This is a genomic window from Stutzerimonas sp. 21-1, assembly GCF_056336065.1.
Genome location: NZ_CM150500.1, coordinates 3,636,100 through 3,662,856 on the forward strand (window position 1 = coordinate 3,636,100; position 26,757 = coordinate 3,662,856).

Genomic DNA, 26,757 nt, shown 5'->3' on the forward strand with positions numbered 1-26,757 from the left:
GCTAGTCCGGCCGACAACGGCCGGCGCGGCAGCGGTTGGCCTGGTGCTCGGGGTCTTCCTGCATCAGTTTGCGGGTCACGCCGTTGGTCCAGCCGAAGCCGTCCTGACGCTGGTATTCGCCACCGCTCGCGGCCTCGATACAGGGCCGCAGCACGTACTTTTCCACCAGTTTGTTTTCGCGCTCGAACAGGTAGCTGACGATTGCCAGCCAGCGCCGTTCGATCTCCAGCGCCAGCGCCTGATGACCGTAGTGCTGCAGGCCACGAATGCCGATCCACTGCAGCGGCGCCCAGCCGTTGGGACAGTCCCATTGCTCGCCGCTGCCATACACCTCGGTCGTGCGCAGGCCGCCGGGTGCCAGCAGCCGCGTGCGCACCACCTCGGCCACGCGCGCCGCCTGTCGCGAGTCGGCCAGCTGGACGAACAGCGGCATCAGCGTGGCGGCGGTGAGGTTGTCGCGCTGGCGCTGGCGCGCCCAGTCGTAGTCGAAATAGGCGCCGCCGACGTCGTTCCACATATGGCGCTGCATCGCCGTGCGCCGCCGCTCGGCATAGTCGTGAAACTGCCCGGCATCGCGACGCAGCCCCTCTACCGCGCAGAGCCGGGCGATCTGCCGCTCAAGGTGGTAGAGCAGCGCATTGAGATCGACCGGCAGGATGCAGGTGGTGCGGATGCTTGCCAGGCGACACGGATCGTCCAGCCAGCGCGAGCTGAAATCCCAGCCGGACTCGGCCGCGGCACGCAGGTGGCGGTACACCTCATGCGCCGGACTCGAGGAGTGCCGCGCGGTCTCGACGTCCTCGCGGTAGGCCTCCTCGCGCGGCGTGTCGCGTTCGTCCCAGTAGCGGTTGAGCAGGCAGCCGTCGGCCAGGCGCACGCAGCGCCGGTGCGCCTCGCCCGGACGCAACTCGGCGCCGCCGTCCATCCAGAAGGCGTATTCCTTGCGCAGCTGCGGCAGGTAGTCGGTGGCGGGGTGCACGCCGGTCTGCTCGAACAGTTCGGTCATCAGCGCGAACACCGGCGGCTGCGAGCGGCCGAGGTAGTAGCTGCGATTGCCGTTGGGCACGTGGCCGTAGGTATCGATCAGGTAGGCGAAGTTATCGGCCATCGAGCGCAGCAGCTCGCAGTGGCCGCTCTCGTCGAGGCCGAGCATGGCGAAGTACGAGTCCCAGTAGTACAGCTCGGTGAAGCGTCCGCCCGGCACCACGTAAGGATGCGGCAACGGCAGCAGCGAGGAGAACGGCGGATGCTCGCGCGGCTGGCGGGTCAGGATCGGCCACAGCCGATCGATGTGCGCCGCCAGACTGTCGTCCGGGTTGGCGACGAACGCCTTCGGCGGCAACTCGTACGGGCTGAAGTTGGCGTGCACGAATGCGCCGAGGTCGAAGTCCGCGGCATCGCGCTGTGCGCGGTAGTCGTCGAGAATCGCCTGCGGCTCGCGGCACGGCACGCAGTCGACGAAGGTCTTGCTGTCGGCGAACACGCGCTGCATCTGCACCGCGACGAACAACTCCTCGTAGCGCTCGGCCGGGGTCAGGCTGTCGGCCATGCCGGCAAGCTCGAAGGCGGGGGCGATGTCGGTCATTGCTCGTGGTAGTTCCATAGCAGGCCGCCGTCGATCACCAGGGTCGTGCCGGTGATGTAATCGGCCTCGTCCGAGGCGAGAAAGGCCACCGCGCCGGCAATGTCGCGCGGCTGGCCGAGCCGGCGCGCGGGAATGTCCTGCAGCAGGCCGGCGAGCTTGTCCGGCTGCTGCAGCAGCTCGCGGTTGATCGGCGTCTCGATGGCGCCGGGCGCGACGTTGTTGACGGTGATGCCCAGCGGCGCCAGCTCGATCGCGAGGTTGCGCATGAGCATCTTCAGCCCGCCCTTGCTGGCGCAGTAGCTGGCGAAGTTGGGATGCGGCAGCTCCTCGTGCACCGAGCTGTTGTTGATGATGCGCCCGCCGTGGCCGGCCTCGCGCAGGTGGCGGGCGAAGGCCTGGGCGAGGAAGAACGGTCCGCGCAGGTTGACCGCCAGCACCCGTTCATAATCCTCCAGGCTGGCGTCGAGAAAGCCCGCCTGCGTCTGGATGCCGGCGTTGTTGACCAGGATGTCCAGCCGCCCGAGCTGCGCCACGCTCTCGCGCACCAGCCGCTGGCATTCCTCCACGCAGGCCACGTCGGCGGCAACGATGCTGGCACGCCGGCCGGTGGCGCGGACCTGCGCCGCGCTTTCGCGGGCGTCGGCATCGTCTTCGCGACCGTTGATGACGACATCGGCGCCGGCCTGCGCCAGACGTACGGCGATGCCGCGGCCGATGCCCTGGGTACTGCCGGTCACCACTGCGACCCTGCCATGCAAATTCATGCGTGATCTCCACTGCGGGCGTTCGCCCATGCCGTTCTGACGCGCCCCGCCCCGGCATGTTCCGCCGCCCCGCCAGGCGGCGCGCGCAAGGCGGCCGCTGCGCTTTCTCGGACTGCGACAAAAGCGCACAATAGAGCGCTTTCCGCCGCCCCGAAGAAGGACTTCATGACCACCCCCGACCTGCGTAAAGGCTATCTGCTGGGGCTCGTCACCTTCGGCATCTGGGGCATGTTCCCGCTGTACTTCAAATCCATCGAACAGTTCGGCGCACTGGAGATCGTCACCCAGCGCGCGATCTGGTCGGCGCTGTTCGGCACGCTGGTGCTGCTGGTCTGGCGCCACCCCGGCTGGCTGCGCGAGCTGCTCGAACACCCGCGGCGCATCGGCGTGCTGGCGATCTCCAGCCTGCTGATCGCGAGCAACTGGCTGATCTACGTCTGGGCGGTGAACCACGGCCACATGGTCGCGGCCAGCCTGGGCTACTACATCAATCCGCTGGTCAATGTGCTGCTCGGGCTGATCGTGCTGCGCGAGCGGCTACGTCCGCTGCAGTGGCTGGCAGTGGCGATGGCGGCCGCCGGCGTGGCCTTGCAGCTGCTGACGCTGGGCGAGTTTCCGTGGATCTCCATCGCGCTGGCGCTGAGCTTCGGCAGCTATGGGCTGTTGCGCAAACAGGCGCCGGTGGCGGCGCTGCCCGGGCTGGTGGTGGAAACCTGGCTGCTGCTGCCGGTGGCGCTGATCTGGCTGTTCTTCTTCGGCAACGGCGCGAGCACCGAACCGGCGCTGTGGACCACCCGCGAAGCGCTCTGGCTGATGGCCGCCGGGCCGGTGACGCTGATCCCGCTGCTGTGCTTCAACGCCGCCGCGCGCCACCTGCCCTACTCGACGCTGGGGTTTCTGCAGTACATCACCCCGACGCTGTTGCTGATCCTCGCCGTGCAGCTGTTCGACGAACCCTTCCCGGCGGACAAGCAGCTGGCGTTCTTCTTCATCTGGGCGGGGCTGGCGGTGTACAGCGTCGACACCTGGCGGCTGATGCGCAAGACCGCAACGGCCTGACCGCGACCGCGCCGCTCACTCCGGCGCTTGCAGCTTGAGTTCCACCATCAGGTCGTCGGCCAGGGTTTCCAGGCGGCCTTGCAGGACTTCCAGCGACAGCTCGCTGGGCACCGCCAGGCGCGCCTCGGCACGGAACAGCGGCTCGCCGCTCATCGGCGCCGACAGCACGTCGGTGTCCAGGCTCTCCAGGTTGACGCCATGCTCAGCGAGCAGGCGGGTGATGTCGCGCAAGATGCCGGGACGGTCGTTGCCGACCAGCTCCAGCTCGATTTCCTGCCAGCTGGTCGGCGGCTCGCTGCCGCTGTGCGCCAGCAGCACGCGAATGCCCTGCGCCTGCAAACCCTGCAGCGCCGCGGTGAGCGCGGCATGGGCTTCGCTCGGCACCGCCACCCGCAGGATACCGGCGAACTGTCCGGCCATGCGCGACATGCGGCTCTCCAGCCAGTTGCCGCCATGTTCGGCGATGCACTGAGCCAGCCGCTCGACCAGCCCGGGCTGATCCTCGGCGATGACGGTGAGTACGAGGTGATCCATTGCCTGCTCCTTTGACGCAAAGCGGTTCGCATGAAAAGACGTTTTCTAGGTATAGCAGGCAGCGGCGCAGCGGCCGGCGCCGGGCACCACCGGCCATCGCCGCGCGGCAGGAAAGCGCCACTTTCAGCGGACTGATTTTCCCCGGCGCTTCATGTAGTATCCGCCGACCCGGACTACAAGAAATTGCATCCGACAGATTTGAAAGAAGAACCAAGTGAGGCGAGTAATGACTGAGCGCGTTCAAGTCGGTGGCCTGCAGGTCGCCAAAGTCCTGTACGACTTCGTGAACAACGAAGCGATTCCCGGTACTGGCGTCGATGCCGCGGCCTTCTGGGCCGGCGCTGATCGCGTCATCCACGACCTGGCGCCGAAGAACCGCGCGCTGCTCGCCAAGCGTGACGAACTGCAGGCCAAGATCGACGCCTGGCACCAGGCGCGCGCCGGTCAGGCTCACGATGCCGTCGCCTACAAGGCCTTCCTGCAGGAAATCGGCTACCTGCTGCCGGAAGCCGAAGACTTCCAGGCCACCACTCAGAACGTCGACGAAGAGATCGCCAGCATGGCCGGCCCGCAGCTGGTGGTGCCGATCATGAATGCGCGCTTCGCGCTGAACGCCGCCAACGCCCGCTGGGGCTCGCTGTACGACGCCCTCTACGGCACCGACGCGATCTCCGAAGAAGGCGGCGCCACCAAGGGCCCGGGCTACAACGAGATCCGCGGCAACAAGGTCATCGCCTACGCGCGAGCCTTCCTCAATGAAGCCGCACCGCTGGAAAACGGTTCGCACGTCGATTCCACCGGCTACCGCATCGAAGGCGGCAAGCTGGTCGTCGCGCTGAAGAACGGCAGCACCACCGGCCTGAAGAACCCGGCGCAGCTGCAGGGCTTCCAGGGCGAAGCCAGCGCGCCGGTCGCCGTACTGCTGAAGAACCACGGCATCCACTTCGAGATCCAGATCGACCCGGCCAGCCCGATCGGCCGGACCGACGCCGCCGGCGTGAAAGACATCCTGATGGAAGCGGCGCTGACCACCATCATGGACTGCGAAGACTCCATCGCCGCCGTCGACGCCGACGACAAGACCGTCGTCTACCGCAACTGGCTCGGCCTGATGAAGGGCGACCTGGTCGAGGAGCTGGAAAAGGGCGGCAAGCGCATCACCCGCGCGATGAACCCGGACCGCGTCTACACCAAGGCCGACGGCAACGGCGAGCTGACCCTGCACGGCCGTTCGCTGCTGTTCGTGCGTAACGTCGGCCACCTGATGACCAACGACGCCATCCTCGACAAGGACGGCAACGAAGTGCCGGAAGGCATCCTCGACGGTCTGTTCACCAGCCTGTGCGCGATGCACAACGTCAAGGGCAACACCACCCGCAAGAACACCCGCACCGGCTCGGTCTACATCGTCAAGCCGAAGATGCACGGCCCGGAAGAAGTCGCCTTCGCCACCGAACTGTTCGGCCGCGTTGAGGACGTCCTCGGCCTGCCGCGCAACACCCTGAAGGTCGGCATCATGGACGAGGAGCGTCGTACCACGATCAACCTCAAGGCCTGCATCAAGGAAGCGCGCGAGCGCGTGGTGTTCATCAACACCGGCTTCCTCGACCGCACCGGCGACGAAATCCACACCTCCATGGAAGCCGGCCCGGTAGTACGCAAGGCCGCCATGAAGGCCGAAAAGTGGATCAGCGCCTACGAGAACAACAACGTCGACGTCGGTCTGGCTTGCGGTCTGCAGGGCAAGGCGCAGATCGGCAAGGGCATGTGGGCCATGCCTGACCTGATGGCGGCCATGCTCGAGCAGAAGGTCGGTCACCCGCTGGCCGGCGCCAACACCGCCTGGGTTCCCTCGCCGACCGCCGCCACCCTGCACGCCATGCACTACCACAAGGTCGACGTGCAGGCGCGTCAGGCCGAGCTGGCCAAGCGCGAGAAGGCCTCCATCGACGACATCCTCACCCTGCCGCTGGCGCAAGACACCAACTGGAGCGAGGAAGAGAAGCGCAACGAGCTGGACAACAACTCGCAGGGCATCCTCGGCTACATGGTCCGCTGGGTCGAACAGGGCGTCGGCTGCTCCAAGGTGCCGGACATCAACGACATCGCGCTGATGGAAGACCGCGCCACCCTGCGCATTTCCAGCCAGCACGTGGCCAACTGGATGCGCCACGGCGTGGTGACCAAGGAGCAGGTGGTCGAGAGCCTCAAGCGCATGGCCGCCGTGGTTGACCGCCAGAACGAAGGCGATTCGCTGTACCGCCCGATGGCGCCGGACTTCGACAACAGCGTGGCCTTCCAGGCCGCCCTGGAGCTGGTCCTCGAAGGCACCAAGCAGCCCAACGGCTACACCGAGCCGGTGCTGCACCGCCGCCGCCGCGAGTTCAAGGCCAAGAACGGCCTGTAACCCGCCTGCGCAGCAAAAAAGACCGCCCTTCGGGGCGGTTTTTTTATGCCTTGACGATACCGTCCGTCGGAGACCATAGCCGCGATTACAATCCGTAACGTGACCGCATGAAGTATCTCAGTCACAATTTCGATTGAAATGGCCATTGGCTACCACCGCTACCCCACGGCTACCCACGGCCGGCCCTGGAGTCGATGCATGCTGAAGAATTTCTCGCTGACCGCCAAATTGTCACTGGTGCCCGCCGTGGCGCTGTTCGGGCTGGTGCTGTACGTCCTCTACACCTCGCTGCAACTCTCGGCGACCGACTCGCGGCTGGCCCTGCTGGAAACCCGCAGCTATCCGACGCTGGAAAAGACCGACGCGGTGATCTTCCAGTTTTCCCGCGTGCCGGCACTGTTGAACAACGCCGTGGCCGCCGGCGAACCCGGTGTGCTCGACGAGGCGCGCCAGGTGCTGCAGCAGATCGACAGCCAACAGCAGTCGCTGGCCACACTGCTGGCCGACCAGCGCACCCAGCAACAGGCGCTGGACGAGTGGCGCAAGGCGGTACGCGACTACGCCGACAACGCCCTTGCCGCCTCGAGCAAGCTGATCGACGGCAGCGCCTCGTTCGACGACCTGCGCCCGAGCCTCGACCGCATGGCCAGCGAGCTGGCCCAGGCCCAGCAGCTGGGCAGCACCTTCCGCGCGCAGGCCTACGCCGACTTCCAGCAGACCCTGGCACAGACCCGCGAGGCCAATGCGGCCACCACGCGGCTGGGCATCTTCCTCAGCCTGGTGCTGGTGGTGCTGGTCGGGCTCGGCGCCTGGCTGGTGATCCGCAGCGTGATGGCCAACGTGCGCGGCGTGATCGCCTCGCTGCAATCGATCGCCCGCGGCGACGGCGACCTGAGCCAGCGCGTCAACGTCGAGTCGAACGACGAGATCGGCGCGATGATCGAGCTGTTCAACGGCTTTCTCGACAAGCTGCAGGGCACCATTCGCCAGATCATCGAAGCGGCCAATCCGCTCGGCCAGGTCTCCAAGGAGCTGTACCAGCTCACCCAGGGCGCGGAAGAGAACGCCAAGTCGCAGCAGCACCACACCGATTCGATCACCCGCGACATCCTCACCATGACCGGCAGCATCCAGGAAGTGGCGCAGCGCTCGCGGCAGGCCTCCGATCAGGCCAACGCCGCCGCGCGCCAGACCGCCAGCGCGCGCGAGCACGTCAGCAGCCTGTCGACCGGCATCAGCGACCTGGGCGACAGCGTGATGGGCGCGGTCAAGGCGATGGAGCAGCTGGAGGAAGAAACCCAGGAAGTCGGATCGGTGCTGACCGTGATCCGCAGCATCGCCGAGCAGACCAATCTGCTGGCGCTGAACGCTGCCATCGAAGCGGCGCGCGCCGGCGAGCAGGGCCGCGGCTTCGCCGTGGTCGCCGACGAGGTGCGCAACCTGGCGCAGAAGACCGCCGCGTCCACCGCCGAGATCCAGCAGATCATCCAGCGCCTGCAGAACAGCGCCAACACCGTGCTCAACGTGATGACCAGCAATGGCGAGAAGTCCCGCGCCAGCATCCAGCGCTCGGTCGAGGCCACCGAGCTGCTGCAGACCATCGCCCGCACGGTCAACCAGATCGACGAACTCAACGCCGGCATCGCTCAGTTCACCCAGGAGCAGATCGGCCTGTCGCGTTCCATCCAACAAGAAACCCAAGTGTTGCAGCAGGACGCACAAGCAACCGCCAACGGCGCCGAAGCCACCGCCCGCCTGGGCGAGCAGCTGGTGACGACCGGAGACCACCTGCGCGCCGCCACCAACCAATTTCGCGTTTAACCTTCTGGAGCATCACATGACTGCACTTCGTGTCGCCGGTCTGGCAGCCATCTGCCTGGCCGCCACCCCGGCCTTCGCCCTGGAACAGGGTGAACACCGCTTCAACGGTTTCGGGACCGTCGGCGTCACTCACCTGGGCGGTGAGGATGACGGCCGCAGCTACGGCATCAATGGCCAGACCAACGACTCCTGGCGCGGCGATCAGCTGTCCAAGTTCGGTGCGCAACTGAGCTATGGCCTCACCGACACGGTCGGCGTGACCGTACAGGCCACCGCCAAGGCGCAGCAGGACGAGTGGAAGGCCAATCTGGAATGGGCCTACCTGTCCTGGCAGACCACCGACCAGCTGATGCTGCGCGCCGGCCGCCTGCGCAGCCCGGTATACATGTATTCCGAAAGCCTCGACGTGGGTTACAGCTACCCATGGCTGCGCCTGCCCGACGAGGTCTACAGCCAGGTGCAGGTGACCAACTATGAAGGTCTCGACGCGGTCTACACCGTGCCGCTGTCCTACGGCTCGGTGACCTTCCAGCTCGCCGGCGGCCAGGCCAAGAACCGCGACTACTACGCCTACGACGACCAGTTCGATATCGACTACGACAAGCTGTTCGGCGCCAGCGTCAGCCTGGCCACCAACCAGTTCGGCACGCTGCGCATCGGTTACGTCGAAGCGGATATCACCACCGATATCAACGGCACCGTGAACAACTACCTCACCGGCAATCCGAACGACAGCCTTTCGCTGCTGGTGCTGGACAAGGAAAAGGGCAAGTTCACCTCGATCGGCTACCAGTACGACAACGGCACCTGGGTCAGCAACAACGAGTGGACCTCGCGCATGATCGAGAACGACGGTCTGGAAGCGATCGACTCGTTCTACCTGATGGGTGGTCGCCGCTTCGGTGATTTCCTGCCGCACGTCACCTACGCGCAGCTGGACGACAACGGCGGTCGCCAGAGTTCCTGGACGCTGGGCCTGAACTACCAGGCGGCGCCGACTGTGGTGGTCAAGGGCGAGTACAAGCGCGTCGACACCAAGAACGGCTACGACGGCGTGTTCACCCGCAACGCGCAGGAAGTCTTCGACAACGAAGTCCACAGCCGCTTCGGTGGTGCACTCGGCGGCGCTCCGGCCCGCAACTACGACGGCGACATCGTTTCCGTCGGCGTCGATTTCGTCTTCTGAGGAGCGTCCCGATGAAAGCATTCCTTCGCATCCTCACCGCCGCCGCGCTGCTCGGCGCAGCTTCCCTGGCACAGGCCGAGATCGCGGTGATCGTCAATTCCGCCGTGGCCAAGACGCCGTCGCAGTCAGACGTCGCCAACATCTTCCTCGGCAAGGACAAGTCCATGAAGGGCGTCGACCAGGCCGGCTGGAATCCGGTCAAGGAAGCCTTCTACGCCGGCGTGACCAGCAAGAACGAGTCGCAGCTGAAGTCCTACTGGTCCGGGCTGATCTTCACCGGAAAGGGCCAGCCGCTGCCCAGCGTCGCCGACGACGCCGCCGTGGTGGCCAAGGTCGGCGCCGAAGCCGATGCCATCGGCTATGTCGACAGCGCCGCGGTCAACGGCTCGGTCAAGGTGCTGTTCACCCTGCCCTGATCCAGGCCACACCGAAAGCCGCCCCTCCGGGCGGCTTTTTCATTCCCGCCTCAATAGGCGCCGCGCGCGCCGCCTTCGCCGCCCGTGCCGGTGCTGCCCGGCTCGCCGTGCGGCTTGCCGTCGGCACCCTGGTCGATTTCCGTGGCCTTGGAGCCATCGTTGCCGGTGCCCTGGGTATCGGTGCTGCCACCCTTGCCGGTGGCGGAATTCTGCGCTGCGCTGCCAAAGCCCTTGCCGCTGTAATCGCCGCCGTGGGCGCTTTCCTCCATCGCCTCCTGGCCGTTCTCCGAGCGGCTGTTGGCGTTGTCGGGAGCGGCCTGCACGCCAGCGGCCAGCAGGGCGGCAAGCGTCAGTGCGGTCATCTGAATCAGCTTCATGATCGTCACCTCTGTGAGGGGGTTGCCTAAGTTCGGGCAACGGCGAGCGCACAAGGTTTCATCGCGCCGGGAACGACCGGGCGGTCGGCGGACGGCTTAAGCGCCCGCCCCCGGTGATAGCAATCTTGGTACTGATTGCCATCACGATGGCGACCGTTTCCCGCACCACAACTGAACTTCGCCACAGAGTGCTGGTCGCTTATTAACTTTTTCCACCATTCCCCGCTCGACTGACCAGGTACCGAACATGGATGAGGATCGTACGCAGGACGCCCACGCGCCGACCGTCACGCTGCTGACCGGCAATGAACTGCTGGGGCTGTTCTTCCGCCACTTTCTCGGCGAGCAAGCGCAACTGAACGTCCGTCTGGCCGATTTCCGACAGGCGCCGGAGGCACGCGCGGATCTGATCCTCGTCGATGCTGGCCAGGCGCAAACCGAGGAGCTGTCCGATCTGATCGATCAGCTCGACGAGCGGGCGCCGCTGGCACTGGTGAACATCGTTCCGCAGCAGGCCGAGGAGCTGCTCGACAAGCATCCCGGCATACGCGGCGTGTTCTACAGCCACGCCACCCGCGAGCATCTGCTCAAGGGCATCGGCATGCTGCTCGCCGGCGGCGACTGGCTGCCGCGCCTGCTGATGGAGCGCCTGCTCGGCCAGCTGCGGCGGATGCGCCGGCTGGCCGAGAGCAAGGCCACGCTGACCCTGCGCGAGCGGGAAATTCTCACGCTGGCCGGCAAGGGCCTGTCGAATGCGGAGATCGCCGAGCGGCTGAGCCTGAGCCCGCACACCATCAAGAGCCACATCCACAACCTGCTGCGCAAGATCGGTGCATCCAACCGGGCCGAGGCGGCCTACCTGCTGCGCAGCCGCCTCGACTGGGACGAATGCCGCGCCTGACCGCCCGTCGCCCGAGGAGTCACCCATGTTCAGATCTTCGTCATTCGCCCTGCTCCTGCTGTTCGGCGCCACCGCCGCGCTCGCCGAAAACAGCGCGCGTCAGGAACAGGACGGCAGCGCCAACCGCGTCAGCGCGACGCAAAGCCAGGCCATAGACGCCCGCGCCGAGCAGCTGCAGTCCGGCAACGGCAATACCAGCGACCTCCAGCAGAGCGGCGAAGGCAACAGCGCGCTGATCCAGCAACTGGGCGAAGGCAACGACGCCCGCGTGCAACAGGTCGCGGATAGCCATTTCAACCAGGCCGCCATCTACCAGCAGGGCGCCGGCAATGCCATCGAGGTGGAGCAGAGCGGGCGGGCCAACGTGCTGGAGGCACGCAGCCTGGGCGAGGACAACCTCATCCGCGTGCAGCAGACCGGCTTCGCCAGCGCCGAGGTCAGCCAGCTTGGCGTCGGCAACCTGCTGAGCGTCGTTCAGCAGGGCTTTTACGAAGGTTCGACGCTGGCGGTGGCGCAGGATGGCGATGCCAACCTGGCGGTCATCGAGCAAGGCGATGGCAATCGCCTGCGCCTCGAACAGAGCGGGGTGCTGAACAGCGCGGCGATCCGCCAGGACAGTTACCACAACGAACTCGACTTCGCCCAGCGTGGCAACGACAACCGCCTCGACGTGGCGCAGACCGGCTACGGCTCGCGCATCGAGGGCAGCACGAGCGGCAATCGCAACGCGGTAGAGATCAGCCAGTCGCATGCGCTGAACCGCGCCAGCGTGGTGCAGAACGGCGACGACAACCTGGCCCGCATCGAGCAGGCCTACGAGAACCATCAGGCCGAGATCAGCCAGCTCGGCAGCGCCAACGAAGCCGTCATCCGTCAGAGCATGGCGGCCGGCGTCTACACTGGTCACAGTGCCCTGATCCAGCAGAACGGCAACGGCAACCAGGCGACCATCGTCCAGCAGTGACGCCACGCCCGCCGCGCCACGGATTGGCTGCGCACCGCCCGGCGCTGTCGAGCGGTGCCTTTCGAGGAGGCAGAACGGATGCTCGACCTGATTTTCGCCCAGTGGCTCGCCGCCACGGCACCCGCAGTGGATGCCAGCCTGGAGCTGCGCGGCGTCGCCGAGCAGCGCGTGGAGCTGGCGCTGTGCTTCCAGGGTAGCGGTCAGCGCGTGCGCTACCGGCTGCAGGTCCGCTCGCACAGCCGGGCCGGCACCTCGCGCAGCGACCAGGCCGGCGCGCTGGTGGCCGGCGCCACCCGTCAGTGCCCGCTGCGCAACCGCCTCGGCGTGGCACAGGACGGCCAGATCAGCGCCGAACTGCACTGGTGGATCGACGATGTCGAACAGCCGTTGCTCGAACGCCGCTGGCCACAGAAGGAAGACGAAACCCCACCCGCGCTGCCGCCGCGCGAAGGCGAAGTGGTCGCCTGAGGCAGTGTCAGCCCGGCGCCGGCGCGCCACCCGCCAGATGTTCGATGAACCAGTCGCCAGCCAGCCGGGTCACTTCATCCAGCGTGCCCGGCTCGTCGAACAGGTGCGTCGCGCCGGCCACCACCTCCAGCCGACGCACACCCGGCAGATACTCGAGCGCCGCCCGGTTGAGCGCCAACACTTCACCGTCCCGGCCGCCGACGATGAACAGCGTCGGTGCGCCGACCTGCGCCAGCGAATGCTCGGCCAGATCGACCCGGCCGCCGCGCGACACCACCGCGGCAATGTCCGCCGGGCGCGACGCCGCGGTGATCAGCGCCGCGGCCGCACCGGTGCTGGCGCCGAACAGGCCGATGCGCAGCGCGCGCAACGACTCGTCCTGACGCAGCTGGTCGACCACCCCGGTCAGGCGCTGGCTGAGCAGCGGAATATCGAAACGCAGCTGGCGGGTGAGTTCGTCGAGCGGCTGTTCGTGCTCGGTGAGCAGGTCGAACAGCAGCGTCGCCAGCCCGCGCATGTTGAACGTCCGCGCCACACGCTGGTTGCGCGGGCTGTGCCGGCTGCTGCCGCTGCCGTGGACGAACACCACCAGGCCGCCGGCGTTGGCCGGCACGCAGAGTTCGCCGTGCAGCCGTGCCTTGCCGAGGGTAAAGCGCATGGGTATCGCACCAGCAGTATTCATGGGCGCGGCCCTTCCCGGCTCCAGGCACGCTGCAGCAGCTCCACGACCTCGGCGTCCGAGGTCTGGTCGAAGTTCACATACCAGCGGCCGATCGCATAGAGATCGTGCGGCTGGTGCACGCAGACCACCTGCTCGGCCAGCGGCTCGAGCTGCGCAACGCTCTCCGGTGCCGCCACCGGCACCGCCACCACCACGCGCCCGGCACCCATCGCGAGCACCGCCCGTACCGCCGCGCGCATGGTCGCGCCGGTTGCCAGCCCGTCGTCGACCAGGATCACCGTGCGGCCGTTCACCGCCGGGCGCGGATGCTGGCCGCGATAGGCCTGTTCGCGACGCTGCAGTTCGTGGGTTTCGCAAGCGATGGTGCCGTCGATCTCGGCCTGCGAGGCCTGGGTGTAGCGCACGATGTCCTCGTTCATCACGCGCACGCCGCCGCTGGCGATGGCGCCCATCGCCAGTTCGCGATTGCCCGGTGCGCCGAGCTTGCGCACGACGAGAATGTCCAGCTCCAGGCCGAGCCGTTCGGCAACCTCGAAGGCCACCGGCACGCCGCCGCGCGGCAGGGCGAGTACCAGCGCGCCGGGCCAGTCGCCGGATTGCGCCAGCTGCTCGGCCAGCGCCCGACCGGCCTCGACGCGATCGGGGAAGGGAATGGTCGGTGACATAAGAGACCTCCGCGGCGGACAGACCTCTTCAGTCTGGCTCAGGAATGCACGGCTGTCGGCAAATCCGCAGCCCCTGCGATCTGCCACGGACGAGCTGCACGATGGCGCCGCTGGACTACGCTGAAAGAGCCCTTTCACACCGCGGTGAGACTTCGCCATGGACAAGCATCGTCAAAGCATCAGCGACAAGCTGCTCAAACCCGAACACCACGATCCCTACCTCAGACCCTGGCACCAGCGCAGCGACACGCTATGCCCCCAGTGCGGCGCGGCGTACCAGGCCGGGCGCTGGACCTGGCACGGTCTGGTCGACGCGAGCAACGCGGAAGAGGCCACCTGTCCGGCCTGCCAGCGCGTCGCCGAAAACGTGCCGGCCGGCACGGTCAGCCTGCGCGGAGCCTTCGTCAAGCAGCATGCCGATGAGCTGTGCGGGCTGGTCCGCAACACCGAGGAGCTGGAGAAGAGCGAGCATCCGCTGGAACGGCTGATCGCCATCAGCGACAGCGCCGACGGCCTGGATGTGACCACCACCGGCCTGCACCTGGCTCAGCGCATCGGCCACGCGCTGGAGGCGGCCTACGACGGCGAACTGCAGATCCACTACAACCACGAGGAGTACTACGTCGACATCCACTGGCAGCGCGGCTGAGCGCCCTCAGCAGGGCTGCGGCGGCAGGCAGGTCGCCGCGGCCTGGCCGCTGGCCGCCAGCAGCCGCAGGTACTCATCGTAGCGATAGGTCGGCCCGTCGAGGCAGGCATAGCTGCTACCGATGTAGCAGTGCCCGCACAGCCCCACCCCGCAATGCATGCGCCGCTCCAGCGACAACCAGATCCGGCTCGCCGCCAGGCCCTGGTCGATACAGCGGCGCGCCACCGCCAGCATCAGCGGCTCCGGCCCGCAGCAGAGCACCTTGGTCGGCACCTGGGCCTCATCCAGCGCCCACGCCAGCGCCTCCAGTGGGCTGCCTTGGGGCAGGCCGTCATCGCCCTGGTCCAGCGTCTCGACCAGCCTCAGCCGCCCACGCCAGCGCGCCCGTTCGCGCGCCAGCACCTGATAGGCGCGGTTGCGCGCAGCGTAGATCAGCTGCAGCTCGCCATCGGCGGCGTCGATCAGCCCGGCCAGCGGCGCCAGTCCGCAGCCGCCGGCCACCAGCAGCAGGCGCTCGCCGGGCTCGGGCAGCGGCCAGCCGCGGCCGAACGGTCCGCGATAGCCGAGCGCGGCGCCCGGTGCGAGGGCGAACAGCGCCGCGGTAAGTGTGCCGGTCTGGCGGATCAGCGCGCGGAAGCGGCCATCGGCATCCGGCGGGCTGACATAGGTGAAGGCCGCCTCGCCGACGCCGGGCACGGTGAGCATGAAGAACTGCCCGGGTTGCACCACCGGCTCATCGGCCAGCGGCTCGATGCCGAAGCTGAAGTGCCGCGCCGCCTCGCCATCGTCGTAGTACTCCAGCAGGCGCATGGGCCGTGGCGTCAGGTCGATCATGGCTGGCCGATCCTCTTCATCACCTGGTGCACGCCGATGCCGCCGGGGCACACCGCATCGCAGCGCCCGCAACCGACGCAGCCGTCGCGGCCGAAGCGCTGGCGGAAGTCGTCGCCGAACTTGTGGTACCAGAAACGCTGCACGCGCTGGCCCGGTGTGGCGCTGGGGTTGTGCCCGCTGGCCTCCTTCTGGAAGCCCTGGTATAGGCAGGAATCCCACACCCGCTCCTGCACCACGCCACCCCCGCTTGGCTGCTGCAGCGGCGCGAAGCAGGAACAGGTCGGGCACACCGAGGTGCAGCCGGAGCAGCCCAGACAGCGCAGGCCCAGTGCTTCCCAGGTCTGGCTGTCGACGGTTTCGCCGTTGAGCGCCGCGCAGCCGAGGGCGATCTCGGCCTGTTCGCCCTGCTCGACGGCCACCTGCAGCGCCTGCACGTCGCGCCGCTGTGCCCAGTCCGCCGGCGCGGGCGTAAGCGCCAACCCGGCCAGCGCCTGCTCGCCGCGCTCGGAGGCGACCAGCAGCAGCCAGCGCTGCTGCAGCGGACAGAGGATCAGATCGGCGGTGTGTGGCCGCACCTCCGGGCCGCTGTCCATCATCGCGCAGAAGCCGTGCCGGCAGCTGTGCGCGCAATCGACACCGACCAGCAGGGTCGCGGCACGGCGCGCCTGGTAATGCGGGTCGCTTGCGAAGAAGCGGTCCTGGTAGGCCACCGCCGTCAGATCGCAGGCGGCCAGGCCGAACAGCACCTGCGGGCGCACCGCCGGCGGCAGCGGGATGAACTGGCCGTTCTCGTAGCGAAACAGCGCCTCGCGCTCGGCGAAGAAGAACGCCTTGGCCGAGAACACCGGCGGCTCGGCCGGCATCACGAAGGGTCGCTCGTCGTCAGCGTTCAGCCGTTGCCAGCGCAGCGTGCCCTGCCCGTCCGCCAGCGGTTGGTACAGCTGTCGCGTGCACGCCAGATGGACACGCAGGCGCTCGGGACGATCCAGCTCATAGGCCTGCATGCTCGGCCTCCTGCGGACGTTCCAGCTCGCTGCGCGGCGCCTGGCCGGGCGGCAACGGCGTCAGCGCCACGGCGCAGGCCTTGAGTTCCGGCATATGGCTGATCGGGTCCTGCGCGCTGCTGGTCAGGCGGTTACAGGGCGCCTCGCGGAAGTGATAGGGCATGGCGACGGTGCCCCGCGGCACGTCGTCGGTGAGGTGTGCGCGGGTTTCCAGCTGGCCGCGGCGCGACGCCACGCGCACCCCCTGCGCCTCGCCCAGGCCCAGCCGCGCGGCGTCCTGCGGATGGATGAACAGCAGGCCGGCGGGAATCTCCCGTTCGAGCAGCGGCGACTTGCGCGTCATCGCCCCGCCGCCGTAGTGAAAATGCAGGCGCTGGGTGGTGAAGCAGAACGGGTAGTCGGCGTCCGGGCATTCATCCGGCTCGACCTGTGACACCGGAATCAGCTGCGCGCGGCCACGCGGGAAACAGTGCCGATGGAGGATCGCCGTGCCGGCCGGGTGCGCCTCGTCGCATGGCCATTGCAGCCCACCGGCCTGTGCCAGCCGCGCGTGGCTGATGGCACTGAACAGCGGCGACAGCGCGGCCATCTCAGCGAACACCTCCTCAGAGTTGGCCCAGCGCATGCCTTGGTAGCCCATGCGCTCGGCCAGCGCGGCGAGGATCTGCCAGTCCGCGCGCGCCTGCCCGGGTGGCTCGACGGCCTTGTGCAGCAGCTGCATGCGTCGCTCGCAGTTGCTGAAGGTGCCGTCCTTCTCGGCAAAGGAAGCAGCCGGCAGCACCACGTCGGCGAAGCGCGCGGTCTCGCTCAGGGTCAGCTCGACCACCACCAGGAAGTCCAGCGCAGCCAGCGCGCGGGCCAGCTTGTGCTGGTCAGGATCGGTGACCACCAGCTCCTCGCCGAGCACCATCAGCGCACGGAACTCGCCGCGCAGCGCCGCCTCGCTCATGCCCAGCGAGGTCAGCCCCGGCGCTGGCGGCTGCGCCACGCCCCAGGCGCGGGCGAATTTCTCGCGCACCGCAGCGTCACTGACCTGCTGGTAGCCGGGGTAAACGTCCGGCAGGCAGCCCATGTCGCAGGCGCCCTGCACATTGTTCTGCCCGCGCAGCGGGTTGACCCCGGTACCCGGCCGGCCGAGCTGGCCGCAGACCAGCGCCAGGTTGGCCACCGCGATGACGTTGTGGGTGCCGCTCTGGAACTGGGTGATGCCCATGCCGTAGGCGATGAAGGCGCGCCGCGCCTGACTGTAGGCGCGCGCCAGCTCGATCAGCGCCAGCACCGGCACGCCGGTCTGCGCGCTGGTGATCTCCGGGGTCAGCTTGCGCACATGGGCACGCAGCGCCGCCTCGTTATCGCAGCGGCAGGCGAGGAAGTCGCGGTCCTCCCAGCCGTTGGCGAAGATGATGTGCAGCAACCCGTTGAGCAGCGCGATGTTGCTGCCCACGCGCAGCTGCACGTGCTGGTCGGCCAGCCGCGCCAGGCGGGTGCGTCGCGGGTCGACGACGATCAGTTGGGCGCCACGCGCCTGGGCCCGCAGCATGCGCGCGCCGATCATCGCGTGGTTCTCGCTGACGTCGGCGCCGATCACCAGGATCAAGTCAGCCTCGTCGATATCGGCGATGGAATTGGTCATCGCCCCGGAGCCGAGGCTGCGGCTAAGACCGGCTACCGACGGGCTGTGACAGATGCGCGCGCAGTGGTCGATGTTGGCCGTGCCGAGCACCGCGCGGGCGAATTTCTGCGCCGCGTAGTTATCCTCGTTGGTGGCGTGGGCGCAGCTGATCACGCCGACGCCGGCCGGCCCGCTGGTCTCCAGCGCAGCGCGGAATTCGCTGGCCACCAGCGCCAGCGCCTCGTCCCAACTGGCTTCGCGAAACTGCCCGCGCTCCTTGATCAGCGGCGTGCGCAGGCGGTTGCCGGTATCGATGGCAAAACCGCTGGCCCAACCCTTGGCACACAGCTGCCCGGCGCTCACCGGATGCCCCGGCTGCGGCTCGACGCCCACCACGCGGCCGTCCTCGACGCGCAGGCCGAGCCCGCAGCCGACGCCGCAGAAGGTGCAGATGCTCGCGATGGTCTGCATGACGGTGCCCGATGAGTCGTTCAGCATTCAGCATAGGTCAGCCGACCGCGCCCGTCATCGGCGGTCAGCGGGCGCGGGATCAGGCCTCGCGCTGCGCCAGCCCCTTGAGGAAGTTGCGCAGCAGCTGGTCGCCGCAGGCCCGGTAGTTATGGTGCCCGGCCTTGCGGAACAGCGCGCTCAGTTCCGGCTTGGAAACCGGGAAACCGGCGGCGTCGAGGATGGCGTGCAGGTCTTCCTCCTTCAGCTCGAAGGCCACACGCAGCTTCTTCAGGATCATGTTGTTGGTCACCGGCTGCTCGATGGGTGGAATCGGCCGGCTCTCGTCACGGCCGCGCTTGAAGATCACCAGGCCATCGAGGAAGTGCGCCATCAGCCGATCGCCGCAAGGCCGGAAGCCCGCATCGTCCTCCGGCTTGAGGAAGGCGGCCATGTCGGCCTCGCCCACCTCGCAGCCGGTCAGGCGAAGGATCTCGGCCATCTTCGCGTCGCTCACGTTGAGGATGTAACGCAGGCTGCGCAGCACATCGTTATTGACCATGAAAAATCCCTTGTTGGTTGAATGGCGAGCGCGGCAGCCCGCAAAGGCCGGGGAGTATAAAAAGAATAGCCGTGCGTTTCAGGAATTCGCCCGACCCGCCGCGCAATGACAGCCCGCGGACCGCTCGCTTAACTGCGCGCCTTCCCGTTTCACCTCTGCCGGGGCCACCGGCCAGGACCTGCGATATCCCCCTCGCTGCCCGACTACGTGATCGGAGCCATCCGCGAAGCCCTGCCCGAACACCACGGCCTACATTCCAGAGGACGTCCTGGCGCTGGGGCTGGTGGGCAACCAGTCGTCTTTGCCTCACGGCAGGGCTGCTGGATTTCGCACAGCAGTGAAGTCACCGCGCGGGTTTCACCCGCCCTGCAAAGCCATATTCAAATCGGGACCTAGCACGGGTGAAACCCACGGCATTTGTCGAGCTGAAATAAAAAAAAAGCAGGCTCAAAGAGCCTGCCAAAAGGAGCACCACAACAACACAGGAGAAAACTTTGGATCGTGCAGCCAGCCGGGCCGCGCCTCAGCCAGGCAACTGGCGCAGCAGGGCGAACGCATCCTGCAGGCGCCCTTCGCTGACCACGAAACCGCGCAGTTGCGCTTGCGCATCGAAGGCGCGGGCAAGCATGCCCAGTTCGTCGAAACTGAGCTGCCAGTCGAGGTGGTCGCCGGTGGTCTCGCCGGCCAGTTGCAGCGGCAGGCGCGGGGTCTTCACGCGGATCAGCATGGGCGGCAGCTGCAGCGCCTGTGGTTGACCGAGCAACTTCCTGGCAAGGGCACTGGCTGCCAGTTGCGTCGGCTGCAGGAACGGCAGCACGCGGCCGTCGATCTCGGCGCAGTCGCCCAAGGCATGGATATGCTCGACGCTGCTGCGCAGGAGGCAGTCGACCTGAATGCCGCGGCCCACTGCTAGCCCGCTGCGGCGCGCCAGATCCACGTTGGGGCGCAGGCCGATGGCGGCGATCGCACTGTCGCAGTCAACCACATGACCGTCGTTCAGATAGGCGCGAATGCCGTCGCCGCTTCGCTCGAGGCGCTGCAGGCCGCTGCCCAGGCGCAGCTGAACACCGCTGCCGACCAGGCAGGCCTGCAGCCGCGCGCTAACGGTCGCCGGCATCAGCGATGCCAGGACGCTGCTGGCCTGGTCGACCAGCACCACCTGCTTGCCGCTGCTGTGCAGGTCCATCGCCAGCTCGCTGCCGATCAGCCCGGCGCCCAGCACCAGCACGCGACGGGCGTCACGCAGCTGCGCCTCGGCAGCCTGGTACTCGCCCTGGCTGTTGAGCGTCAGCAGCAGCTCATGACCCGGCACGGGCGGCACCACGGCATTGGCGCCGGTGGCGAGCACCAGCTGGGCGTAGGCATAGCTGGCGTCGGCGGTATGCACGCGGCGCGTCTGCGGGTCGATCGACTCGACCCGGGTGAAGGGCTGCACGGTCACCTGGTACTGCTCGGCGAAGCGTGCGGCGCTCAGACGGGTCAGTTCCGCGCTGCTGCGGCCCTGGCTGAACACATGGCTGATGTCCGGCTTGTTGTACTCGTCGCCGCTGTCGGCGGTGAGCATGCGGATGGGCACCTCCACGTCCAGTTTGCGCAGGCTCTTGACCAGTTGGCAGGCGGCGAACCCCGAGCCGATGATGAGGATTTCGCGGCTCATGCAGCTTTCTCCCGCAGCACGTCGAAGACATCCTTGCCCAGGCTGCATTCGGGGCAGAGGAAATTGTCCGGCACCTCGCTCCAGGGGGTACCGGCAGCGACGCCTTGGATTGGTTCGCCGAGTTCAGGTTGGTAAACCCACTGGCAGACGCCGCACTGCATGGCCGGGCCGGCGTCGCCCGAACGCACGACGGACGGCTGGATCGCCGCTTCGGGCGTGACGGGCGTGGCGCTCGGGCTGATGCCTGGCGGTGTGTTCAAAGCCCATTCGCGCGCCAGTTGCCGGCCATGCGCGCGGCAGGCTTCCAGGGCGCTGCCGTCGGGGCGCCATTTGCTCTTGAGCGATAGCGAGGTGCTGAAGCCGGCATCCATCAGGCGGGTCTGGATACGGTCTACGGCGCCGCCGTTCCAACCGTAGCTGCCGAAGGCGGCCGCCTTCTTGTTGCGAAAGCGCAGGCCGGTGATCTCCTCCAGCATGCCGGCGATCTTCGGCATCATCACGTTATTCATGGTCGAGGATCCGACCAGGATGGCCTTGGAGCGGAACACCTGGGTGAGGATCTCGTTCTTGTCGTGGCGGGCGACGTTGAAGATCTTCACCGCCACGCTCGGATCGGCCTCGTGGATGCCTTGGGCCAGAGCGTCGGCCATCATCCGGGTGTTGTTCGACATGCTGTCGTAGAACAGGGTGATGCGGTTCTCCTGATAGTGATCGGCCCACTCCAGATACTTGCCGATGATCTGTGCCGGATCGGTGCGCCAGACCACGCCGTGAGCGGTGGCGATCATCGACAGCGGCAGATTGAAGCCGAGCACCTCGTTGATCTTGGCGGTGACCAGCGGGCTGAAGGGCGTGAGGATGTTGGCGTAGTAACGCAGGCACTGCTCCAGCAGCTCCTGCTGATCCACCTCGTCGTTGAACAGGTGCTCGTCGCAATAGTGTTGGCCGAAGGCGTCGTTGCTGAACAACACGGCGTCGCCGCTGAGATAGGTCATCATGCTGTCGGGCCAGTGCAGCATCGGCGTTTCGATGAACACCAGTTGCTTGCCATTGCCGATGTCCAGGCTGTCGCCGGTCTTCACCGGGATGAAATTCCAGTGCGGCTGGTGGTGATGGCCGGTGATCGAATCGATGGCGTTGGCGGTGCAGTAGATCGGTGTGCCCGGGATGTGCGCCATCAGCTCGGACAGCGCGCCGGCGTGATCCTCTTCGGCATGGTTGATAACGATGTAGTCGATGCTCGACAGGTCGATCTGGCTGGCCAGGTTGAGGATGAACTCGCGGCTGAAGCGATGATCGACGGTGTCGATCAGTACGGTCTTCTCCTCGCGGATCAGATAACTGTTGTAGCTGGTGCCCTTGAGGGTCTTGTATTCGGTGCCGTGAAAGTCACGGACTTCCCAATCGCGTTGACCGACCCAGTGAATGTTGTTCTTGAGCAGAATTGTCATGCGGAGCATTACCCTTGCAGAGGTGGATAAGAAGCCTGCCCGCCTCTATTGCAGGTGCCGTGCCATAACTTAACTAGTTGATATATATAGTTTTTTATTATTACGTTTTGTCCAAATGACAAAGCCTCTGTATTGTCCGATCGACATATATGAGTCAAAAGGACACAGGATGGCGCTTTCGATGGACAGCCTGGCCCGCATCGCACTCGACCTGCAGTGGGGCATCTCCAACCAGGACCGTTTCCAGCAACTGATCAACAGCCTGCGTCAGTTGCTGCTGTGCAACGCGCTGGCCCTGCTGCGCTACGAGGGGCAGATGTTCCGCCCGCTGGCGATCGACGGGCTGGCCCCCGACGTGCTCGGGAGGCGCTTCCGCCTCGGCGAGCACCCACGCCTGGAGGCCATCGCCCGCGCCGGTGACGTGGTGCGCTTTCCTGCCGACAGCCAGTTGCCCGACCCCTATGACAACCTGATCCTGCCGAGCCGCGAGCAGCTCAAGGTGCATGCCTGCATCGGCCTGCCGCTGTTCGCCAACCAGACGCTGATCGGCGCGCTGACCATCGACGGTTACGACCCCGCCCAGTTCGATCACTTCAACGACGAGGAGCTGCGCCTGATCGGCGCGCTAGCCTCGGCGGCGCTGAGTAATGCGCTGCTGGTCGAGCGTCTGGAACAGCAGACTGTGGCGCCCATCAGTAACGCACCGGCAAACAAGCCCGGCGCCGACGAGATCGTCGGGCTGTCGACCAGCATGTTGCAGCTGAAGAGGGAGATCGGCGTGGTCGCCGGTTCCGATCTGAACGTGCTGATCACCGGCGAGACCGGGGTCGGCAAGGAGCTGGTGGCCAAGGCCATCCACCTCGCCTCGCCTCGCGCCGGCCATCCGCTGGTCTACCTTAACTGCGCCGCACTGCCCGAGTCGGTGGCCGAAAGCGAGCTGTTCGGCCACGTCAAGGGCGCCTTCACCGGCGCCATACACCACCGCGCCGGCAAGTTCGAGATGGCCGACAAGGGCACGCTGTTTCTCGACGAGATCGGCGAGCTGTCGCTGACCCTGCAGGCCAAGCTGCTGCGCGTGCTGCAGTACGGCGACCTGCAGCGCATCGGCGACGACCGCAGCCTCAAGGTCAACGTGCGCATCCTCGCCGCCACCAACCGTGACTTGAAAAGCGCGGTGCTGGCCGGGGAGTTTCGTGCCGACCTCTACCACCGCCTCAGCGTGTTCCCGATCAGGGTGCCGGCACTGCGCGAGCGGCAGGAAGACATCGCCTTGCTCAGCGGTTTCTTCTGCGAACGATGCCGCAGCCAGCTGGGCCTCGGCGGACTGGCGCTAAGCAAGGCCGCGCTGACGTTGCTGCAGCGCTACCCCTGGCCTGGCAACGTGCGCGAACTGGAGCATGCCATCCACCGCGCCGCGGTACTGGCGCGGGCCGAACAGGGCACGGGAGAGGTGCTGCTCAAACCATCCTATTTCTGCCTGGAAGGGCCGACTGCCACCGTCAGCCAGCTGCCACCGGCACCCGCCGGCCTGTCCGGCGTTGGTTTGCGCGAGGCACTCGACGAATTCCAGGGGCGCCTGATTCGCCAGACGCTGGAGAGCTTCAACGGCAACTGGTCGGCTACCGCCCGCGAGCTGCAACTCGACACCGGCAATCTGCATCGCCTGGCAAGGCGCCTGGGCATCAAGTAGGCCGGACACGCAGACCTTAACGCCAAAGGAATCCTTCAGCTCACGCAGATCAGCCAGGTAGCGCTGGCAATCTTCGTCAGCGGCGAATACGACCTAGCGGTTGTGACCTCGCTGGACGACACGGTGCGGGTAGTTCGGCAAAACAAGGCGGCCCATCCCAGGCATAGGGGCGTTCTCCATTCCGTGGAAAATGGCATCAGGTTATCGGAGACGCGCGAAGCGGTTTGTAGCGCGCGTGACGAACACGTCTGGAAAATAAATCTGCCCCCTTTTTGCTCACCGCGGTGCTAGCGCCGATAGCTGCCGGGCGCGTCAGATCGACTCCTCGGCAGCCTTGCCCGCCGGGTTCGCCCGCGTCGGCATGGCGAGGATTTCCGGCACCACCTCGCGGGCAAACACCTGATGCAGCCGGCGCAGCTCCGCCAGCGGTTCGCGGTGATGATCAACGCGGATATCCCACAGCGGATATTCTTCCTGATCCACCACATAGACGGTCGCCGAGGACTCGCCGCAGCGGTCACCACCACCGGCGTCGCCCGCCGCGAGCGCTTCCATCAGGCGCTCCACCAACGGGCGGGCGCTGGCGCGGCGATAGGCCTCGGCCGCCGCCTCCAGCACCGCGCGCCCGGCCAGCCGATTGCCCTGCACGCAGAACTGTTCCGCAGCGATGGCCCCAGCCCAGGGCGGGCACTTCGCGCCGGTCCAGCAGGCCACCTCGCCGTGCCGGTCGATCACCGCACACTGGCGCAGCTCCATGCACGGATCGGTCTCCCGGAGCCGCTCGATCACCTCGCTAGCGGTGCAGCCCTCGCGCAACAGACGCAGGCCGTCGATGCCGAGGTAGGGGTTGATCTGCGCCTGCGTCGCCACCGCGCCGACGCGCGCCGCGGCGTGGCTGAGCAGCTTGCCGACCGCGGGCATGGCGGTGGCCGCGGCGACCCCGAACTGGCCGGTGCGCGGGCAGCGGGCGATGATCGAAAACGTCATGGGCTCGATTCCGGGAGGGATGAACCTTTGAAGGCAACTCGCTGCGCTTCGTTCCAACCTCCGCACGAATCAGCGCAGCCTTCGACCCGCCCGCTCAGGCCGCGCGAAAATAGCCGACCTTGCGATTGAGCTCCTGCGCGAGTTGGGTCAGGTCTGCGCTGGAGGAAGCGACCTGGTTCGACGCGGCCGAGCTGGCGACGGTCGAGTCATGGATGCGTGTCACGCTCTGGTTGACCTCCTCCGCCACGGCGCTCTGCTCCTCAGCTGCGGTGGCGATCTGCGCGTTCATCTCGTTGATCGAGCCGACCTCCTGGCGAATCTTGGCCAGCGCGCTTTCCGCGTGCAGCGTCTGCTCGACGGTCTGCTGCGCCAGCTGTCGGCTCGACTGCATCACCTCCACCGCCTTGCCCGCGCCGGCTTGCAGCGAGGCAATCATGGCGCTGATTTCGCTGGACGACTGCTGCGTACGATTGGCCAGCGAACGCACCTCGTCGGCGACCACGGCAAAGCCGCGACCGTGCTCGCCGGCGCGCGCCGCCTCGATCGCCGCGTTGAGCGCCAGCAGGTTGGTCTGCTCGGCGATGGCGGTGATGACCTGCAGAATCTTCTCGATATCGCCGCTCTCCACCGAGAGCTGGTTGACCGTATCGGTGGCGGTTTCCAGCACCTTGGCGAGGTTGTGGATCGACGCCGCCGTCTCGCCGACGATGCGCGTGCCGGTCTCGACCTGCTCGTCCGCGCTCTTCGCCGCGGCCGCCGCCTGGGCAGCGAAGTTCGCGACCTCGTTCACCGTCGCGGCCATCTGGTTGATCGCCGTGGCCACCTGCTCGGCCTCGGCAGACTGATGCTGGATCTGCTGGTTGCTGCTCGCCGACGAACTGAGCAATTCGCCCGACGCGCTACCGACGCCACTTGCCGCGGCGCGCACCTCGGCGATGATCGCCATCAGCTGGGTGGCCATCTTCGCCGTCGCGCCCATGACACTGTTGGGGAACGGCGTGACGATCACCTGCCCGAGGTCGCCACTGGCCAGGTTGTTGATCACGCGGGCCACTTCGTCCGGCTCGGCGCCAAGCGTCGAGCGCAGCTTGCGAATAATCACCAGGGCGATGGCCGCACCGAGCAGTACGGCGACCCCGGTCACCGCGACGATCAGCGCGAGGAAGCCGCTGGCGGTGTCGCGCACGATGGTCACGTCCTGGTTGATGCTCGCTTCCTGGTGGTCGATGAACGCGTTGATCAGGCGCAGCCACTCGGTGTAAGCGCCGGCGACGTTATCCAGCAGGAAGGCATGGGCGCGCTCCGAGCCTTCGGCGAAGCGCAGCTCGACCACCTGTTGCGTCAGCGCGTTGGTTTTCGCCTCGATGGCTTCGATCTGCGCCATCAACTGCTTCTCCACGGCGTCGGCCGCGGGCTGCGCGAGCATCGCCTTCATTGGCGCTGCCGAGTCGGCATACAGCTGCGCCAGCCGCGCGATTTCGGCGACCTGGCTGCGCGCGAATACCGGATCGGCGGCGCTGACGGCATCGCGCACGGCGATCGCCCGGTCATGCACGCTGCCGCGGAAGTTGATCGCGTAGCGCTGCTTCAGGCCTGCCTGGGTGCCGATCTGGTTCATGCTGCGGTCGATGATGCCGACCTTCATCGCACTGAGGACCGCTACCGCGACCATCAGCGTCAGGATCACGCAGAACCCCAAGCCCAGACGCATGGATACCGACATCTGCCTGTTCATTCGCTGTTTCCCCTGTTAGCTACTTCAATCGTTCCGCCAACCGAAAGAAGCTCGGTGGCCTGAAAAAACCTGTACAAGATACTGTCATCTTGCCATCACTTTGTACAAGTTTTTCTGCGCGCCGTGGAGGTATGAATGAAGCTGAATAGCGGCTGATCCGCCAACCTGGCCGTGAAGAGAAGGGAAGAAGTCGTTACGCCTGCAACCGCTTGTACAGGTTACGTGCACTCCAATCATCCTCTCAGCATCACGCATGCCGCTATCCTGCTGTCGCATCATCTTCCGACCGCGACCGCAACA

At 66.8% G+C, this 26,757-nt stretch carries 24 protein-coding genes and 1 pseudogene; 10 read left to right on the plus strand and 15 right to left on the minus strand.

Annotated features, from left to right (window positions below):
• Window position 1: 1 nt before the first annotated feature.
• Both treF and AC0ZJQ_RS17425 read right to left on the minus strand, forming a co-directional pair.
• A complete protein-coding gene (gene treF, locus AC0ZJQ_RS17420; protein WP_476477009.1) occupies window positions 2-1,585 on the minus strand; it encodes an alpha,alpha-trehalase TreF in 1,584 nt (527 codons plus the stop codon).
• A complete protein-coding gene (locus AC0ZJQ_RS17425; protein WP_458988885.1) occupies window positions 1,582-2,349 on the minus strand; it encodes an SDR family oxidoreductase in 768 nt (255 codons plus the stop codon). The genes treF and AC0ZJQ_RS17425 overlap by 4 nt, the downstream gene beginning before the upstream one ends.
• Before the next feature lie 165 nt (window positions 2,350-2,514).
• Between AC0ZJQ_RS17425 and rarD the strand changes: the two genes are divergently transcribed.
• Window positions 2,515-3,408, plus strand: a complete 894-nt coding sequence (gene rarD, locus AC0ZJQ_RS17430) for an EamA family transporter RarD (protein WP_054094015.1) — start codon at window positions 2,515-2,517, stop codon at window positions 3,406-3,408.
• A 15-nt stretch (window positions 3,409-3,423) separates the two neighbouring features.
• Here the strand turns inward: rarD and AC0ZJQ_RS17435 are convergent, their stop codons facing one another.
• Window positions 3,424-3,942, minus strand: a complete 519-nt coding sequence (locus AC0ZJQ_RS17435; RefSeq protein ID WP_167134295.1) for a glycine cleavage system transcriptional repressor — start codon at window positions 3,940-3,942, stop codon at window positions 3,424-3,426.
• 226 nt (window positions 3,943-4,168) lie between these two features.
• Here AC0ZJQ_RS17435 and AC0ZJQ_RS17440 point away from each other — a divergent pair, with 226 nt between their 5' ends.
• The 4 genes from AC0ZJQ_RS17440 (at window position 4,169) to AC0ZJQ_RS17455 (ending at window position 9,772) form a co-directional block, all read left to right on the plus strand.
• On the plus strand, window positions 4,169-6,349 hold the full coding sequence (locus tag AC0ZJQ_RS17440; RefSeq protein ID WP_102827968.1) for a malate synthase G: 2,181 nt from the start codon (window positions 4,169-4,171) through the stop codon (window positions 6,347-6,349).
• A gap of 198 nt (window positions 6,350-6,547) precedes the next feature.
• A complete protein-coding gene (locus AC0ZJQ_RS17445) occupies window positions 6,548-8,170 on the plus strand; it encodes a methyl-accepting chemotaxis protein (protein ID WP_476477010.1) in 1,623 nt (540 codons plus the stop codon).
• 16 nt (window positions 8,171-8,186) lie between these two features.
• Complete coding sequence (locus tag AC0ZJQ_RS17450; protein ID WP_476477011.1) at window positions 8,187-9,356, plus strand: hypothetical protein; 1,170 nt, start codon at window positions 8,187-8,189, stop codon at window positions 9,354-9,356.
• Window positions 9,357-9,367: 11 nt separating this feature from the next.
• Window positions 9,368-9,772: a phosphate ABC transporter substrate-binding protein gene (locus tag AC0ZJQ_RS17455; RefSeq protein ID WP_476477012.1), complete on the plus strand. Its 405-nt coding sequence runs from the start codon at window positions 9,368-9,370 to the stop codon at window positions 9,770-9,772.
• A gap of 50 nt (window positions 9,773-9,822) precedes the next feature.
• On the opposite strand, the gene AC0ZJQ_RS17460 is transcribed toward AC0ZJQ_RS17455, so the two are convergent.
• Window positions 9,823-10,149, minus strand: a complete 327-nt coding sequence (locus tag AC0ZJQ_RS17460; RefSeq protein ID WP_008569497.1) for a hypothetical protein — start codon at window positions 10,147-10,149, stop codon at window positions 9,823-9,825.
• Between the two features lie 319 nt (window positions 10,150-10,468).
• Between AC0ZJQ_RS17460 and AC0ZJQ_RS17465 the strand changes: the two genes are divergently transcribed.
• From AC0ZJQ_RS17465 to AC0ZJQ_RS17475, 3 genes are all read left to right on the plus strand, one after another.
• Window positions 10,469-11,050, plus strand: a complete 582-nt coding sequence (locus AC0ZJQ_RS17465; RefSeq protein ID WP_102828263.1) for a helix-turn-helix transcriptional regulator — start codon at window positions 10,469-10,471, stop codon at window positions 11,048-11,050.
• 25 nt (window positions 11,051-11,075) lie between these two features.
• Complete coding sequence (locus AC0ZJQ_RS17470; RefSeq protein ID WP_476477013.1) at window positions 11,076-12,014, plus strand: hypothetical protein; 939 nt, start codon at window positions 11,076-11,078, stop codon at window positions 12,012-12,014.
• Between the two features lie 78 nt (window positions 12,015-12,092).
• Entirely contained in the window at window positions 12,093-12,482 is a 390-nt protein-coding gene (locus tag AC0ZJQ_RS17475; RefSeq protein WP_476477014.1) for a hypothetical protein, read from the plus strand.
• A gap of 7 nt (window positions 12,483-12,489) precedes the next feature.
• On the opposite strand, the gene AC0ZJQ_RS17480 is transcribed toward AC0ZJQ_RS17475, so the two are convergent.
• Window positions 12,490-13,164 carry a dienelactone hydrolase family protein gene (locus AC0ZJQ_RS17480; RefSeq protein ID WP_178099507.1) on the minus strand — a complete coding sequence of 225 codons (675 nt, stop codon included), beginning with the start codon at window positions 13,162-13,164 and terminating at the stop codon, window positions 12,490-12,492.
• A complete protein-coding gene (locus AC0ZJQ_RS17485; protein ID WP_476477015.1) occupies window positions 13,161-13,829 on the minus strand; it encodes a phosphoribosyltransferase in 669 nt (222 codons plus the stop codon). Before AC0ZJQ_RS17485 ends, AC0ZJQ_RS17480 begins: the two co-directional genes overlap by 4 nt.
• Window positions 13,830-13,986: 157 nt before the next feature.
• Here AC0ZJQ_RS17485 and AC0ZJQ_RS17490 point away from each other — a divergent pair, with 157 nt between their 5' ends.
• Window positions 13,987-14,478, plus strand: coding sequence for a BCAM0308 family protein (locus AC0ZJQ_RS17490; protein WP_476477016.1), 492 nt, complete (start codon window positions 13,987-13,989; stop codon window positions 14,476-14,478).
• 6 nt (window positions 14,479-14,484) lie between these two features.
• On the opposite strand, the gene AC0ZJQ_RS17495 is transcribed toward AC0ZJQ_RS17490, so the two are convergent.
• The 6 genes from AC0ZJQ_RS17495 to norV all read right to left on the minus strand — a co-directional run bounded on the left by AC0ZJQ_RS17495 (window position 14,485) and on the right by norV (window position 22,045).
• A complete protein-coding gene (locus tag AC0ZJQ_RS17495; protein ID WP_476477017.1) occupies window positions 14,485-15,312 on the minus strand; it encodes an FAD/NAD(P)-binding protein in 828 nt (275 codons plus the stop codon).
• A complete protein-coding gene (locus AC0ZJQ_RS17500; RefSeq protein WP_476477018.1) occupies window positions 15,309-16,316 on the minus strand; it encodes a 4Fe-4S dicluster domain-containing protein in 1,008 nt (335 codons plus the stop codon). The genes AC0ZJQ_RS17495 and AC0ZJQ_RS17500 overlap by 4 nt, the downstream gene beginning before the upstream one ends.
• The gene (gene fdhF, locus AC0ZJQ_RS17505; protein WP_476477019.1) at window positions 16,303-18,399 is read right to left on the minus strand and encodes a formate dehydrogenase subunit alpha; all 2,097 of its coding nucleotides are present in this window, start codon (window positions 18,397-18,399) and stop codon (window positions 16,303-16,305) included. The genes AC0ZJQ_RS17500 and fdhF overlap by 14 nt, the downstream gene beginning before the upstream one ends.
• Window positions 18,400-18,478: 79 nt before the next feature.
• Window positions 18,479-18,937 carry a YehS family protein gene (locus AC0ZJQ_RS17510; protein ID WP_213662009.1) on the minus strand — a complete coding sequence of 153 codons (459 nt, stop codon included), beginning with the start codon at window positions 18,935-18,937 and terminating at the stop codon, window positions 18,479-18,481.
• Window positions 18,938-19,460: 523 nt separating this feature from the next.
• Window positions 19,461-20,594 carry an NADH:flavorubredoxin reductase NorW gene (norW, locus tag AC0ZJQ_RS17515; protein ID WP_165593800.1) on the minus strand — a complete coding sequence of 378 codons (1,134 nt, stop codon included), beginning with the start codon at window positions 20,592-20,594 and terminating at the stop codon, window positions 19,461-19,463.
• Window positions 20,591-22,045 carry an anaerobic nitric oxide reductase flavorubredoxin gene (gene norV, locus AC0ZJQ_RS17520; protein ID WP_476477020.1) on the minus strand — a complete coding sequence of 485 codons (1,455 nt, stop codon included), beginning with the start codon at window positions 22,043-22,045 and terminating at the stop codon, window positions 20,591-20,593. Before norV ends, norW begins: the two co-directional genes overlap by 4 nt.
• A 169-nt stretch (window positions 22,046-22,214) precedes the next feature.
• Here norV and norR point away from each other — a divergent pair, with 169 nt between their 5' ends.
• On the plus strand, window positions 22,215-23,735 hold the full coding sequence (norR, locus tag AC0ZJQ_RS17525; RefSeq protein WP_314018154.1) for a nitric oxide reductase transcriptional regulator NorR: 1,521 nt from the start codon (window positions 22,215-22,217) through the stop codon (window positions 23,733-23,735).
• 12 nt (window positions 23,736-23,747) lie between these two features.
• Here norR and AC0ZJQ_RS17530 read toward each other — a convergent pair.
• The 3 genes and pseudogenes from AC0ZJQ_RS17530 to AC0ZJQ_RS17540 all read right to left on the minus strand — a co-directional run.
• A pseudogene (locus tag AC0ZJQ_RS17530) lies at window positions 23,748-23,900 on the minus strand (transposase); the annotation flags it as partial.
• 147 nt (window positions 23,901-24,047) lie between these two features.
• The gene (locus tag AC0ZJQ_RS17535; RefSeq protein WP_155550837.1) at window positions 24,048-24,722 is read right to left on the minus strand and encodes a DUF1028 domain-containing protein; all 675 of its coding nucleotides are present in this window, start codon (window positions 24,720-24,722) and stop codon (window positions 24,048-24,050) included.
• A gap of 94 nt (window positions 24,723-24,816) precedes the next feature.
• Entirely contained in the window at window positions 24,817-26,457 is a 1,641-nt protein-coding gene (locus AC0ZJQ_RS17540) for a methyl-accepting chemotaxis protein (RefSeq protein WP_155550838.1), read from the minus strand.
• Window positions 26,458-26,757: the final 300 nt, after the last annotated feature.